At 70.9% G+C, this 14,801-nt stretch carries 10 protein-coding genes; 3 read left to right on the top strand and 7 right to left on the bottom strand.

Translation table 11 applies throughout. The annotated features are described in order from the left end of the window. Positions 1–106: 106 nt before the first annotated feature. From KXC43_RS01540 to KXC43_RS01520, 5 genes are all read right to left on the bottom strand, one after another. Positions 107–901 (bottom strand): alpha/beta fold hydrolase, encoded by a 795-nt coding sequence (locus KXC43_RS01540; protein ID WP_308128919.1) that lies wholly within the window; start codon positions 899–901, stop codon positions 107–109. Positions 902–1,634: 733 nt separating this feature from the next. Continuing rightward, a complete protein-coding gene (locus KXC43_RS01535) occupies positions 1,635–2,462 on the bottom strand; it encodes an arginase family protein (RefSeq protein WP_221374713.1) in 828 nt (275 codons plus the stop codon). Positions 2,463–2,753: 291 nt separating this feature from the next. Continuing rightward, positions 2,754–4,463: a glycerol-3-phosphate dehydrogenase/oxidase gene (locus KXC43_RS01530; RefSeq protein WP_221374028.1), complete on the bottom strand. Its 1,710-nt coding sequence runs from the start codon at positions 4,461–4,463 to the stop codon at positions 2,754–2,756. 3 nt (positions 4,464–4,466) lie between these two features. After that, a complete protein-coding gene (gene glpK / locus KXC43_RS01525) occupies positions 4,467–5,984 on the bottom strand; it encodes a glycerol kinase GlpK (RefSeq protein ID WP_221374027.1) in 1,518 nt (505 codons plus the stop codon). Then, positions 5,977–6,822, bottom strand: a complete 846-nt coding sequence (locus KXC43_RS01520) for an MIP/aquaporin family protein (protein WP_221374026.1) — start codon at positions 6,820–6,822, stop codon at positions 5,977–5,979. The genes glpK (KXC43_RS01525) and KXC43_RS01520 overlap by 8 nt, the downstream gene beginning before the upstream one ends. A 125-nt stretch (positions 6,823–6,947) precedes the next feature. On the opposite strand from KXC43_RS01520, the gene KXC43_RS01515 reads away from it, so the two are divergent. The 3 genes from KXC43_RS01515 to KXC43_RS01505 are packed head-to-tail and all read left to right on the top strand — an operon-like array spanning position 6,948 to position 9,764. Further along, positions 6,948–7,700 (top strand): IclR family transcriptional regulator, encoded by a 753-nt coding sequence (locus KXC43_RS01515; protein ID WP_221374025.1) that lies wholly within the window; start codon positions 6,948–6,950, stop codon positions 7,698–7,700. A 10-nt stretch (positions 7,701–7,710) separates the two neighbouring features. Then, the gene (gene glpK, locus KXC43_RS01510) at positions 7,711–9,201 is read left to right on the top strand and encodes a glycerol kinase GlpK (RefSeq protein WP_221374024.1); all 1,491 of its coding nucleotides are present in this window, start codon (positions 7,711–7,713) and stop codon (positions 9,199–9,201) included. A gap of 35 nt (positions 9,202–9,236) precedes the next feature. Then, positions 9,237–9,764, top strand: coding sequence for a hypothetical protein (locus KXC43_RS01505; RefSeq protein ID WP_221374023.1), 528 nt, complete (start codon positions 9,237–9,239; stop codon positions 9,762–9,764). Positions 9,765–9,788: 24 nt separating this feature from the next. On the opposite strand, the gene KXC43_RS01500 is transcribed toward KXC43_RS01505, so the two are convergent. Both KXC43_RS01500 and KXC43_RS01495 read right to left on the bottom strand, forming a co-directional pair. Further along, positions 9,789–10,007, bottom strand: a complete 219-nt coding sequence (locus tag KXC43_RS01500) for a hypothetical protein (RefSeq protein WP_221374022.1) — start codon at positions 10,005–10,007, stop codon at positions 9,789–9,791. Between the two features lie 5 nt (positions 10,008–10,012). Next, positions 10,013–14,704, bottom strand: coding sequence for an ATP-binding protein (locus KXC43_RS01495; protein ID WP_221374021.1), 4,692 nt, complete (start codon positions 14,702–14,704; stop codon positions 10,013–10,015). Positions 14,705–14,801: the final 97 nt, after the last annotated feature.

Raw genomic sequence — 14,801 nt, 5'->3', positions numbered from 1 at the left:
GAGCGCCTCGACCATTGCGCGCTGAGCGACGGCAACCCGGGGCCGCTGACCGGCCCACGGCCGTGACCGGGCCGGATGACGAGACGGCCGTGCATGACGTGGCTCGTCAGCGGGTCAGTAGTACTGCTTGGAGGAATTCATCCGGTTGCTCGATGTGGCCGAAGTGCCCGCTGTCCGGTAGGACGACCAAGTGAGAGCCGGGGATGCCGGAGTGCAGCATCCCCGCCCAAGGCTGGCCACCGATAAAGTCCTGCGCCCCGGCGATCACCACGGTCGGGGCAATGATCTCAGCCAGCCGGGGCCGCATGTCGAACGGCGCTGGGTCTTCTGCACCGGCTGGTTCCGACCAGACTCGCAGATCATTCACGAACGGGGCGAATTCCGCACGGCGGGCCCAGTAGTCGGCGAAGTAGACCGGGATGGTCGCACGCAGCCCTGCGCTGAATCCCTCGTCGTCTGTGGCTGATTCCGCCTCCTGGAACGCCGCCGGGATGGCGGCGGCCTCGGGAACGTCCGGATAGCGGTCGGGATAGGCGGCCACTCCGGCCATCGCCGCGGCCCGGAAGTCCGGTCCCGTGACCGGCGAGGTGTCGTACAGGATGAGGCCGGAGATCCGATCCGGGTTCTCAAGCGCATAGCGTAGGGCGACGAAACCGCCGTGCGAGTGGCCGAGGACATGTACTTCCGGCTCGGCGAGGTGGTCGACCAGGGCAGCGAAATGACGAACATATGCGTCGAGCACGTACCCTGCTGGGTCGGCGAGGCGGCCGGAGGCGCCGGTGCCGATCGGCTCGAGGTAGACCATGGTGAAATGCCGCTCGAGCTCGGCCGAGCGAAGGTAACCGGCGTCCATGCCGGGACCGCCGGAATGCGCGACGCACACCGGGCCGTGGCCGGCCACGTGGTAGACCTGCCTCATACCGTCGACGGTGAACTCGTGGGTCGAACTCAAGACGCGTCTCCGATCCAGTTTGAGCGAGTCGCTCCCGACACAGTGAGATCCTGCTGGGGAGGGTACGCAAAGGAGGCGGGTCGGCGGACAGCAGATGCCGCGAGCAGTACCACTCCGTATCCGGATCTGCCGCCGAGCGGGCGCGGTGGCCTACAGGAACCCTCACGCGCTGTGATGCCGACGTGAATCGGTCCGGGCACGCGTGGGCGTGCGAGACCTGGCACTCTGTGGATCGGCAGGAGCCGATCACGAACTCCTGGGGCGGGTCGAACGCCACGCACCTGACCGGCTGGGGCGGATCGTCGACCACATCGAGGTTCCGGAGGGTCAGAGCCGGTCCGCGCTCCTGGCCGCCGGAGCTCTCTGCCGCCAAGCGCACAGATCGCCCATTCTGCGACGGCGCCCCGTGCTCGGAGATCGGGCGCGGGCCTCGTAGGAATCCGCCGCGCCCTGATGAGGCGCGTGCAAGCAGTTGGTTGAAGAACGACCGTCGCAGCTGGTCCGCTGGTCGAAAATAGTCATCCGAGTGCCGGCTGGGGAGCGAGCTTGATCGGGCCGCTCGGAGGCTGCGCCTGCGAGTCGCACATGGCCCGTGCCGACCGGGCCGAGAGGGTTGACGGGCGAGCCCGTCCTTGACGACTTCGGAGTGTGCCGGGGGAGCAGGATGAGCAGATCCGAGAGTTCACAGCATCTGGCCCAGTAGGGCGACGAGTGCGGCCGCGGACGTAGCATCCGGATCCAGGTCTGGACGGTAGTCGGCGATGCTCATGCCGAGCAGATGTGGTGAGGCTGCGAGCGTGGCCAGCATTCTCGAGAGCAGGTCGAAGTCGGGCCCGTTGGGTTGTGGATAGGTGACGGCCGGCATCACCGCCTGGTCGAGGACGTCCACGTCGATGTGTAGCCACGTGGGTATGCCGAAGTCCGCGGTCAGGGCGTCGGGACCGGTCTGGATCTCACGCGGCAGGCGGGCGAGTTCGGCCGCGGAGTCCGGGTCCAGGCCGGTCGTGCGGTGGCCGATCAGGGCCACGTGACGCGGATTCACCATTGGGGTCGGGCCGGCCAGGCCAGTCAGCACGGCGGGGCCATCACCGACCAGGAGGGCGAGTTCTGAGTCCGCTGTCTCGCCGGTGTCGGAGGCCTGCGGGTCCACGAAGTCGGGATGGCCGTCGACCATCCACAGCCCAACATCGCCGATGGAGACTCGGAGATGAGCGAAGACGCCGAGGAGCAGGCTGCAGTCACCGCCGACGATGAGGGGCCGATGATTCGGGTGCTCAGTCATTCCGCTTCGCAGGGCGGCTGCCAATGTGTGTGCGGCCGCGACGGTCTCGGGCAACGCACGAACGCCAGTGGCCTCGTCCCGTTCGGTGCTGGTGATGTGAGTCGGGGCGTCACCCAGGTCAACGTCGACAAGCCGAGAAAGCCCGGCTCGCCGAAGCGCCGAAGGCGCTTCAACCTCCCCACGGCCACTACCCGAAGAGTCCCAAGGCGCACCCAGAAGGAACCACATAGATCTGAGTCTGCACGACGTCAACCGCAACCGGCACGGTGCGAACGCGCAACCCACCACCCAGCCCCGCCCGAGTGAGAGAAAGTCATAGCTCCGTCCACAGAGCGGAAGCCAGACCACGAACCGGCACGGGTTTCCCCAGCCCAGCCCTGCCCCAAGAGAAGCGCCGACCACAACGAACCGCAAGCTGGAAACCACGCAAGGCTGGGACCGAGGGTGGCCTTCAGGGCGTATGCCTTTCCAGCCCTGAAAGGCCACCCTCGGTCCCAGCCGTCCAAGCGCAACCAACCGTCAGGCAACTTCAGTAGCGGTCACAGGAACGACATCGGGAGCACCCAGCCGAGTCGCATCGGCAGTCTCATCATCAGGCTGCTCCTGAGACTCCCGCTCAGCATCCACACGAACCCGGTAGTTCTCAACTTCACGAGCAGTCTGCTCAGGCGTCCACCCCAGCACACCGGCCATCAACTCCGCAGCCTCCTGAGCACAGTTGACCCCACGGTCGAACGTCTCGATCGAGATGCGGGTACGGCGGGTCAGCACATCCTCCAGGTGCCGAGCCCCCTCGTTGGCCGCGGCATAGACGATCTCGGCTCGCAGATAGTCCTCCGCGCCGGCCAACGGCGCCCCCAGAGCCGGGTCGGCCGCCACCAGGTCGATGATCTCGCGGACCAGGGAGCCGAACCGCCCCAGCAGGTGTTCGACCCGGGCCACGTGCAGCCCAGACTGCTGGGCCAGGATGCGGCGCTGATTCCACAAGGCGGGGTAACCCTCGGCCCCCACCAGCGGCACGCGGTCGGTACACGACTTGGGCACAGAACGACCCAGACCGTGCACACAAGCGTCCACGGCATCGCGTGCCATCACCCGGTACGTCGTGTACTTACCGCCGGCAACGACCACAAGCCCCGGCACCGGACTGCCGACCATGTGCTCGCGCGACAACTGCGATGTAGCCTCCGACTCGCCCGAGAGCAAAGGCCGCAGCCCCGCATAAACCCCCTGCACGTCAGTACGGGTAAGCGGCGTGGCCAGCACGGTGTTGACGTGCTCCAGCAGGTAGTCGATGTCGGTGCTGGACGCGGCCGGGTGCGCCTTGTCCAACGACCAGTCCGTGTCCGTAGTGCCGACGATCCAGTGCCGCCCCCACGGAATGACGAACAGCACGCTCTTCTCAGTCCGCAGGATCAGACCCGTGGTCGACTGAATGCGGTCGCGCGGAACGACCAGGTGAATTCCCTTGGATGCGCGCACATGGAACTGCCCGCGCTCGCCGACCAACGCCTGGGTGTCGTCCGTCCACACCCCGGTCGCATTGATGACCTGCTGGGCCCGTACCTCGAAGATGCGGTCGGTTTCCAGATCCTTCACGCGTACGCCGGTGACTCGCTCACCTTCGCGCAGGAAACCGACAACTTCCGCGCGGGAGGCCACGTGCGCACCGTACGACGCGGCCGTGCGGGCCAGGAACATGGTGTGCCGGGCGTCGTCGACCTGCGCGTCGTAGTACTGGATGGCGCCGACCAGCGAGTCCTTGCGCAGTGCGGGGCAGGCCCGCAGCGCCGCCGTACGGGTCAGTTGCCGGTGACGCGGCATGCCGCCGCCCAGCGCCATGGTGTCGTACAGCGTGACGCCCGCCCCGGCGTAGGCCCGCTCCCACGCGCGGTGTTTGAGCGGGTAGAGGAACCGCAATGGCCGCGCGAGGTGCGGGGCCAGGCGGGAGACGATCAGGTCGCGTTCGTGCAGGGCCTCCTTGACCAGGGCGAAGTCGAGCATCTCGAGGTAGCGCAGGCCGCCGTGCAGCAGCTTGCTGGATCGGCTGGACGTGCCGGACGCGAGGTCGCGCGCCTCGACCAGGCCGGTGGACAGGCCGCGGGTGACGGCATCGAGTGCCGCCCCCGCGCCCACCACTCCGCCGCCGACCACGAGGACGTCGAGCTCGGCGCCGGCCAGCGCGGCCAGCGCCGAGTCCCGATACTGCGGGGAGAGAGCTACAGCCATGATCTAGTCCACGTCCACCCAGTTGAGCGTGCGTTCGACGGCTTTCTTCCACTTTCCGTAACCGTCGGCGCGCTGTTCCTCGGACCACTGCGGCTGCCAGCGCTTCGCCTCGTTCCAGTTCTCGCGCAGCTCGTCCGTGTTCTTCCAGAACCCGACGGCCAGGCCGGCCGCGTAGGCCGCGCCCAGCGCCGTGGTCTCGGCGACGACCGGCTGGCTGACCGGCACGCCCAGCACGTCGGCCTGGATCTGCATGGCGAGGTTGTTGGCCGTGATGCCGCCGTCCACCTTGAGGACATCGAGTGTCACGCCGGAGTCCTGCGCCATCGCGTCGACCACGTCGCGGCTCTGGTAGCAGATCGATTCGAGCGTGGCCCGGGCGATGTGCGCGCTCGTGTTGAAGCGGGACAGCCCGACGATGGCGCCGCGGGCGTCGGAACGCCAGTACGGCGCGAACAGCCCGGAGAACGCCGGCACGAAGTAGACGCCGCCGCTGTCCGGCACCTCGGACGCCAGGCGCTCGCTCTCGGAGGCGTCGTTGATGATGTGCAGCTGGTCGCGCAGCCACTGCACGGCCGAGCCGGTGACCGCGATCGACCCCTCCAGGGCGTAGATCGGGGCGGCGTCGCCGAACTTGTAGCAGACCGTCGTGAGCAGGCCGTTCTCCGACCGGACCAACTCGGTGCCGGTGTTGAGCAGCATGAAATTGCCGGTGCCGTACGTGTTCTTGGCCTCGCCCGGGGCGAAGCAGACCTGCCCGACCGTGGCCGCCTGCTGGTCGCCGAGGTCGCCGGTGAGCGGCACCTCGCCGCCGAGCGTGCCCGGCCACCGCGCCACGCCGTACGTGTTCGGGTCGGACGAGGGCCGGATCTCGGGCAGCATCTGACGCGGGATGTTGAAGAAGCCGAGCAGCTCGTCGTCCCAGTCGAGGGTCTCGAGGTTCATCAGCATCGTGCGGCTGGCGTTGGTGACGTCGGTGAGGTGGTTGCCCCCGTCGACGCCGCCGGTCATGTTCCACAGCACCCAGCTGTCGGTGTTGCCGAAGATGGCGTCGCCGCGTTCGGCCGCCTCGCGCACCCCGTCGACGTTCTCCAGGATCCACTGGATCTTGCCGCCGCTGAAGTACGTGGCCGGGGGCAGCCCGGCCTTGCGGCGGATCACATCGCCGCGGCCGTCGCGGTCGAGGGCCGAGGCGATGCGGTCGGTGCGGGTGTCCTGCCAGACGATCGCGTTGTAGTAGGGGCGCCCGCTGCGGCGGTCCCACACCACCGCGGTCTCGCGCTGGTTGGTGACGCCCAGCGCGGCCAGGTCCTTCGCGCCCAGGTTGGCCTTCTGCATGGCGGTGCGGACGACGGTGACCGTACGCTCCCAGATCTCGGCCGGGTTGTGCTCGACCCAGCCCGCCTGGGGCAGGATCTGTTCGTGCTCGAGCTGGTGGCGGGCCACCTCGTTGCCGCCGTGATCGAAGATCATGAATCGGGTGCTGGTCGTGCCCTGGTCCACGGCGCCGACGAAGTCAGCCATTGCGTGCCTCCGCACTCTCTTGGTTGGTCTCTTCGGGGATCCGTCCTGGCTCCGGCTCGCCGAGGTTGGGCAGGAACCGGCCGATCAAACCCTGGTACAGGCCGGCGCCGAGCAAGCCGCCGAGGATGGGCGCCACGATCGGGATCCAGAAATAGAGATACCCCGTCTGGTCGCGGAATGCGCCGCCGTAGCCGGTGAGGAAGCTGGCGAGTCGCGGTCCGAAGTCACGCGCGGGGTTGATCGCGTAGCCGGCGTTGGTGCCCCAGGCCATGCCGATGCCCACGACGATCAGGCCGACGATGAACGGCGCCAGGTTGGCCTGCGGGGGAGTGCCCAGCACGTCGGTGACCGCGAGGATCAGGAACAGCAGGAGCGCGGTGCCGATGATCTGGTCGCGGAACGCGCCCCACTCGCCGACCGGCAGGGTCCCGTTGCCGGGCAGGGTCGAGAAGACGCCCTGGGTCTTGATGGTGAGCCCGGGGTCCGCGGCGTGCAGCACCTCGGTGTAGTTCCAGCGCACGATCAGCGCGGCGACGAAGGCGCCGAGGAACTGCGCGAGGCTGTACGGGAGGACCTTGCGCCACTCGAAGCCCTTGAAGACGGCGAGCGCGATGGTGACGGCGGGGTTGAGGTGCGCCCCGCTGACGCGCCCGGCGACGTAGACGCCGAGCACCACACCCAGGCCCCAGGCCCAGGCGATGCTGTCGTGGTCGCCGATGCCGGCGCCGGCCACCTGGGCCACCACCCCGACACCGAACAGGATGAGAATCATGGTCCCGGCGAACTCGGCCGCCAACTCGGCGACGATGCCTCCCGGGATCTTCAGTCGTGCGGCCATCTGCCCCTCCTGAAGTTAACCTGCCAGGGACGCTAGGTAGCCGCACCGGCACTAACAATGAACGCCATTCGACAATGTCGAACGGCGGCCTCGATCCGCGCCGCTGGTCGTCATAGTGTCGTAACGTGCCGGGAACAGTGCAGTCCATCGAGCGGGCTGCGGCCGTCCTGCGCCTGCTCGCGGGCGGCGCGGGCCGGCTGTCGCTCGGTGAGATCGCGCGTTCGCTCGACCTGGCCAAGGGAACGACCCACGGAATTCTGCAGACGCTGCGCAAGGTGGGCTTCGTCGAGCAGGACAAGGCGTCCGGGCACTACCAGCTCGGGGCGGCGATGCTGCGACTGGGCACGGGCTATCTGGACGTCAACGAGCTGCGCTCCCGCTCCATCAACTGGGCCGACCCGCTGGCGGCGCGCAGCGGCGAGGCGGTGCGCATCGGCACGGTCCTGGAAGGACAGGTGCTGGTCGTCCACCACGTCTTCCGGCCCGACGACACCTTTCAGACGCTGGACGTCGGCAACCTCCTGCCGATGCACGCCACCGCCCTGGGCAAAGCCCTGCTGGCGTACGGGGCCACGCCGCCGGCCTCCCTCGACCGGTTCACCAGCCGCACGGTCGGCACCCAGCGCGAGCTCGCCGCGGCCCTGCGGGTCGTGCGGGAATGCGGCTGGAGCTCCGACATCGAGGAATTGACTCCGGGCGAGGCGTCCATCGCCGCGCCGATCCGGGCGTACGGGGGTCTGGTGGTCGGCGCCATCGGCATCTCCGGCCACGTCGAACGAATCTGCGACAGTCGCTACCACCCCCGGCCCCAGCTGGTGGCCACCGTGCGCGACGCCGCCCGTGCGGTGTCGCGCGACCTCGGAGCTGCCCGACGATAAGAGGAAGAACATGACCGAGCGCTACGTGGTCGCCATCGACCAGGGCACCACCTCGACGAGGTGCATCGTCTTCGACCGGCGCGGCCAGCTCGTGTCCCTCGCCCAGCAGGAGCACAAGCAGTACTACCCCAAACCGGGATGGGTCGAGCACGACGCGGCCGAGATCTGGCGCAACGTGGAACGGCTCGGTCCCGAGGCGCTGCGCCGCGCAGGAGCCACGATCGACCAGGTGGCGGCGGTAGGCATCGCCAATCAGCGGGAGACGACCGTGTTGTGGGACAGGGTGACCGGCCACCCGATCGGGCACGCCGTGGTCTGGCAGGACACCCGCACCGACACGATGGTCACCGAGCTCGACGCGGAACCGGGCGCGGAGGGCGTACGCCATCGGTCGGCTCTGCCGTTGGCGACATACTTCTCGGGGCCCCGCATCCGGTGGATGCTCGACCACCACCCCGGGTTGCAGCAGCGCGCCGAGCGGGGCGAGGTGCTGTTCGGCACGATGGAGACCTGGCTGATCTGGAACCTGACCGGCGGGCTGCACGTCACCGATGTCACCAACGCCAGCCGGACGCTGCTGCTCGACGTGCACACCCTCGACTGGTCGGCCGAGTCGCTGGCGTTCTTCGGCATCCCGCGCGCGATGCTGCCCGAGGTGCGCCCGTCGATCGGGGTGTTCGGCACGGCCACGGCGGCCTTTCCCGGCGTACGCATCGGGGCCGCGCTCGGCGACCAGCAGGCTGCCCTGTTCGGGCAGACCTGCTTCGCCCCGGGCGAGGCCAAATGCACGTACGGAACCGGAAGTTTTCTGCTGTTGAACACGGGGTCGGAGCTGGTGCGCTCGACGCACGGCCTGCTCAGCACGGTGGCCTATCAGATCAAGGGCGAGCCCGCGGCGTACGCCCTGGAAGGTTCCATAGCCATCACGGGCTCGCTGGTGCAGTGGTTCCGCGACCAGCTCGAACTGATCACCAGCGCCCCCGAGATCGAGACGCTGGCGCGCACGGTCACGGACAACGGCGGGTGTTACATCGTGCCCGCGTTCTCCGGCCTGTACGCCCCGTACTGGCGCAGTGAGGCGCGCGGGGTCATCGTGGGCCTGACCTCGTACATCACGAAGGGCCACCTGGCGCGCGCGGTGCTGGAGGCGAGCGCCTGGCAGACCCGCGAGGTCGTCGACGCGATGAACGCCGACTCCGGCCTGGCCCTGAAGACGCTGCGGGTCGACGGCGGGATGACCGCCGACAACCTGCTCATGCAGTTCATCGCCGACGTGCTCGACGTGCCGGTGGTGCGGCCGCTGGCCTCCGAGACGGTCTCGCTGGGCGCGGCCTACGGGGCCGGCCTGGCCGTCGACTACTGGCCCGACCTGGAGGGCCTGCGCCAGAACTGGCACCGCGCCGCGCAGTGGCTCCCCACGATGGACGACGCCAAGCGGGAGACTGAGTACGGCAACTGGCAGCGGGCCGTCTCCCGCACGTTCGACTGGATTCAGGCCTGAGCCCCGGTGGCACCGCCGCGAGCCTGCTGGAGCTGATGGTGGGTTTCTTCGTCGCGGCCTCGCTCATCGCGGTGATCACGATGACTCTGCGGCGCCGCAGCGGCCACAGGGACCTGCTGGGCGCTCAGATACGCGAGATGGAGGCGCGGGCCGCCGCCGCGTCACCGGACGCGGATACCCGCCTGCGGGACGCGGCCACCCGGATCGCCGACGCCCGCATTCACGATGCCGCGTCCCGTCCTCCCAGCCCTTCCGACGCGCTGGCGTCTGATGTGTCTCCTGCGGATGCGGCGTCACTCGGCGCGGGCTTTCCGGATGCGGCGATGGGGGACGGGTCGGCTCCGGACGCCACTGCTCCGCCGGACGGGTGGCCGGCGGCGCCCGGTGGGAACGACGCGATGGCGGACGCGTTCGCCTGGCTCCGGATCGCGGCACTCGTTGAAGCCGGGCAGCGCAAGCAGGCGGTCGAGCTGCTGAGCACCACGATGGCCATCCCGGCCGACGAGGCGGAGATGCTCGTCGACGGCCTGAACGGCGCGGGCGGCGAGCGTCGCACCGACTGACCCGTGATCGCCCGTCCGGACGCGTCAGTCGGCGAGGTAGCCGGTCTCGGGGTCGATCTCGGCGAGGAATCCGCGAATGGCCGCCTCGTGCTCGGCGGTCGTCGATGAACTGCGGTCGGAACGGGCCGAGGTGAAGCCGTACTGCGGGTTGGGCCCGGAGGTCCAGTTGTAGTCGTACACGCCGGGATGCCTGGGGCGGGCCACCACCTCGAACACTTCGCCGTCGATCTCACAACGCTGCATGCCGTTCATGATCGTCGAAGGGCGGCCTCGGCGCGCTCGCAGGCCGGGGTGAGCAGGGCCAGGTAGCCGGCGGCGGCCCGGGCTCGGGGCAGGAAACGGCGCAGGGCGTCGTGGTCGCCGGCGGCCTCGAGGGTCTGCACGAGCAGCAGGGATTCGTGCGGGACCTCCTCGGGGCCGGGGCGGCGGCCCATCGCGACGAGGCGCTCGGCCAGCGTACGGGCGGTGGTGACGTCGCCGCGGTGCAGGGCCAGCCGGGCGCGGAGCACTTCGGCGTTGCCGGGGTGGGTCAGGTCGGGTTCCACCGTGGCGGCGGCCCTCCCGGACTCGTGGAGGTCGCCCCGGCGGGCCAGGGCAAGCGCGCCGACGAGCGGGCCGCTGCGGATGTAGGGGCAGGCCATCGCGGCCACCGGGCCCTGGCGCAGACGCAGGTGCTCGTCCAGGAAGGGGTCGATGTCGCCGTCCCGGCCCAGCTGTTCCAGGCAGAGGAGCACGGCTGCGGTGCCGTGCAGGCGGTCGTGGGGAGAAAGGCCGCGAGCCCACTCGTACGAGCGGTGGGCGTGTTCCAGGGCCAGCTCGTAGTCGCCGCGGACGGCACCGACGACCAGGCTGGCGATGGTGTGGCCGAGCGCCCGGTCGCGGTCGCGGCCCTCCTGCTCGACCAGGGCGACCTCGTCGAGCACGGCGAGCACCGCGTCCTCGTACCGGCCCTCGAGGAAGTGGACGGCCGCGTTGCCCAGCAGGGCCTGGCCGCGCAGCGTGGGCGAGCCGAGGCGGTCGGCCAGGGCGGCGGCGTCGGTGGCGGCCCGCCGGCGGCCGGTGACCGGCACGGGGTCGGTGCGGCCCGTCCAGGCCCAGCGGCCGCCGCACAGCGCGCGCAGCGAGAGCAGTTGCGCCTTCGTGGGCGGGTCGGTGACGGCGGCCAGACCCTCGTCGACCACGCGGTCGGCGAGCTCCGGGTCGGCGGGCACGCGGAAACCGCCCCAGCGGGCGATGAGCATCTGGGCGGTCTTGAGGCAGAGCCCGGCCCGCCGGTCGCCGTGGCCGGGCGCGTCGCGCAGTGCCGTGATGGCCTCGCGCCAGGCCCGGACGGCCTCGTCGCCGTCGTACGCGGTCTCGTGGTCGTCCCCGATCGCCTCGAGCGCGCCGGCTCGCTCGGCCGGGTTCGACGCGTACCGCAGGGCGGCGCGGTGCAGGTCGAGGGCGCGCGGAACGGCGTACCGGCGGCGTGCCCCGATCCCGGCCGTCAGCAGCGACCGGAACGCCTTGCCGCGCGTCCACTCGCCGGCGCCGGGCCCGTCCGCCGCCGCCGCGTAGTGGACGGCGACCAGTTCGATGACCTCGCCGATGCGCTCGCGCGAGACCTCCTCGAGCCAGGCGGCGGCCGCGGCGTGGCCGGCCGCCCGTTGCGCGACGGGCAGGCTGGCGTACGCGACATCCCGCAGCAGGGCGTGCTGGAACGCGTACTCGTCCTGTCCGGTGACCAGTGCGGCCGGGCGAGCCCGGATGAGCGCCCGGTTCTCCAGCGCCGCCAGCAGATCGGGCTGGTCGGCCCCGAGGCGTTCGCGCAGCGGCGCGGCCCAGAAGACCCGGCCCATCACGGCGGCGGCCTGCAGGAGCCGCTTCTCGGCCGGGGGCAACGCATCGACCCGCGCCGCCAGGAGCGCGTGCAACGAATCCGGCAGTCCCGTGGTCGCGGTTTCGGTGACGTGAGCGGCCAGCTGGTCCAGGAAGTACGGGTTGCCCTCGGCGCGGGCGAGGATCCGGGCCCGGCTCTGCGCGGGCAGGCGGCGCGCGTGGGGATGGGCGGCCAGCAGCGTACGGCTGTCGTCGGCGGTGAGAGGCTGCAGCGACACCATCGAGACGCCGGGCAGATCCGGGCGGCTCTCGAGGAATTCGGGGCGGGCCGTGGTGAGCAGCACGACCGGCCCGGTCGAGCGGGTGACCAGGCGCGACAGCATGCCGACGAGCGGACCGCCGGCCCAGTGCAGATCCTCGACGACCAGCATCAGCGGGCCCCGGGCGGCGAACGCGGACGCCAGCCGGGGCCAGGCCCGGCCCAGCTCCTCGGCCACGTCACGCGGGTCGGCCTGGTCGAGCGGGTTGTCCGGCAGCCGGATCGCCGCGGTGGTCGCCAGCGCGAAGACGGTCGTGTCGAGCTCGGCCGGCGTGAGCCGCTGCCCGCCGAGAACGCGCCCCAGACGCGACCGCAAGCGCTGCGGCGCATCCGGGTCACCCAGCGGAATGCCGCAGGCCTCGCGCAGAATTTCCCCGAGCGCCCAGAACGTGATGCCGTCCCCCGCTGCCAGGCAGCGCCCGCGCAACACCCGCAGCCCGCCGTGCCGGGGCGACGCCCCGACCTGCGCGACGACCTCCTGAACGAGACGTGTCTTGCCGATCCCCGCCACGCCGGTGATGGTGATGAGCCGGGGTCGCCGGCTGGTCACGGCCTCGTCGATCAGGCCGAGGACGGCACGCATCTCGCCGGCCCGGCCGATCATCGGCGCCTCGGATCGCCAGCGGATTGCGGCCGACGTCGGTTCCGGCGGCATGGCCGCGGCCGGCTCTTCCGCGCCGCCTAAGTCCGGTGGGGACCCATAGGTGACGGCGTCCGTCGGGACGGTGCGTGACAGGGCGGCATGAAGTGGGGCCGTTCGGGTCGAGACGGCCGGTGGCGGGGCGATTTGGGGCGGGGCAACGCCCGGCGGGGCGGCCTGTGGCCGGGCATCGCCTCTCGGGGTGGCCCGCGTTGCGGCGTCGCCCGGCGGGGCGGCTTGCGGCCGGGCATCGCCTCTCGGGGTGGCCCGCGTTGCGGCGTCGCCCGGCGGGGCGGCTTGCGGCCGGGCATCGCCTCTCGGGGTGGCCCGCGTTGCGGCGTCGCCCAGCGGGACGGCTTGCGGCGGGGCGGCTTGCGGCGTGGTGGAACCTGGTGGGGTTGCGAGCGCAGGCGCGCCGAATACCGGGGAGGCGAGCAGCCGGCGGGCGCTGAGGGGTGGGTCGCCGACAGGGGTGCGGTCGCCGAAGTGGAACTCCGGGCGCAGGGCCGCACGGCGGGTCCGGTCGGTGACGAGCAGCGTGCGCGGGGCGGCCGCTGCGCGGAGGCGGGCCGCGGTGTCGAGCACGGCGCCGCCGATCCCGGACAGCTCGGATGCGGCGATGATCTGGCCGGTGTCGGCGCCTAGACGGATCGGGGCCGGCGAGCGCCGGAGGATCTCGGAGCCGGCCCACAGCGCCCGATCGGCGTGATCCTCGCGGGCGGTGGGATAGCCGAACACCCCGATCACGCCGCCGCCGACGAGCGGCTGCACCGCGCCGCCCCACCGCGTGATCACCTCGCGGAGCAGGTCGGTCCACTCGGCGACCTCGCGCCGGGCCCGCTCGGGGTCGGCGTCGGCGACCTCACCGCGTACGCCGCGAAGGTCCGCATCCAGAACGGTGACGAGCTTGCGCTCTTCGTCGCTGTGCTGGATGCCGGGCCCAGGCGCGGGAGCCGTGGTCATGCCGGCGGAGTAGATGGCGGCCCCGGGTGTCGCGGCCGGCCCGGTGTGCTGGGCGGGCGCCGGAGCCGTGGGCACGCCGGGGGAGTGGACGCCTTGCGAAGGCATCGTGGCCGGGTGCCCGCGAGGCGTCCGGGCCGGGGCCGGATCGGTCGGGTGGGTGCCCGGATCGGGTGTCGGCGCTGCGGTCGGCCCGGTGGGGTGATTGCCGGGTTCGGGTGCTGGAACGGGGATCTCGCCGGTGGGGCGATTGCCGGGCTCGGTTGTTGGAATGGGGATTTCGCCGGTGGGGCGGGCGTCCAGCGAGGGCGTCCCGGTCGGCCCGGGTGGGTGGTCGCCGGGGTTGGGTGTCCGGGTAGCGATGGGATCGGTCTCGCGGATGCCATGGTGGGGTGCCGGAGTCGCGGTCGGCTCGGAGGGGCGGAAGCCCGGCTCGGGTATCGGAACGCGGCCGGGGTAGGCAGCGGGCGAGGGAGTCGGAAACGCCGTCCCGGCGGCGGTTTGTGCGTCCGGCTTCGCGGTGGTGGTCAGGTTGTGGTGCATCTGGCGGATGTCGTCGCGCGGCTCGACGCCGAGCTCGTCGCGCAGCTGGGCGGCCAGCCGGTCGTACCAGCGCAGCGCCACATGCCGGCGCCCCTGGGCGATCTCGAGGCGCATCAAGCGGGCGTACGCCTCCTCGTGCAGCGGATCGAGGGCGACCAGCCGCAACAGGTGCGCTTCCGCCTCGTGCGGCTCGCTGCGGGCCGAGCGATCGAGCAGCAGTGGGACGACGGCGTTGCGCAGTTGAGTGCAGTGCGGCTCTGACCAGTCGTCGAACCTGTTCTCGGGCAACAAATCGCCGGTGTACAACGCGAGGGCCGCCTCGGCGTCACCCTGCTGGGCCGCAGCAGTGAACGCGTCGACGTCTGTCCACAGGCCAGTCGGCGTCAGGACGAGCATGCTGTCGCGCAACGCTATGCGGTCGGCCCCGAGCACGCGTCGCGCGAAATGCAGGGACTTGTTCAGACGCCGTACGCCGAGTGCCTGGTCCGCCTCCGGCCAGAGCAGGTCGACAGCTTCGTCCCGGTGCAGGCGGCCGCGCAGGGCCAGCAGCTTCACCAGGGCAGTGGCACCGCTGCGCCGCCATTCGCCGTCGGGCACGGCACGTCCGGCGACCTCCGCCCGGAAGCCGCCGAACAGCCATACACGCAGGTCGCCCGGCACGCCCGTGAGTGTGCGCCGTAAACGGCCGGCGCGCGGACAACAAACGGACACAGATGGGAAAACGTGCTGGCTACGGTGCCGTCAACTTTCACGGAGG

It is taken from the genome of Paractinoplanes polyasparticus (assembly GCF_019710575.1).
GTDB classification, from domain to species: domain Bacteria; phylum Actinomycetota; class Actinomycetes; order Mycobacteriales; family Micromonosporaceae; genus Actinoplanes; species Actinoplanes polyasparticus.
The sequence above is the reverse complement of the archived record's forward strand: the minus strand, read 5'-3'. Positions and strand labels throughout refer to the sequence as shown.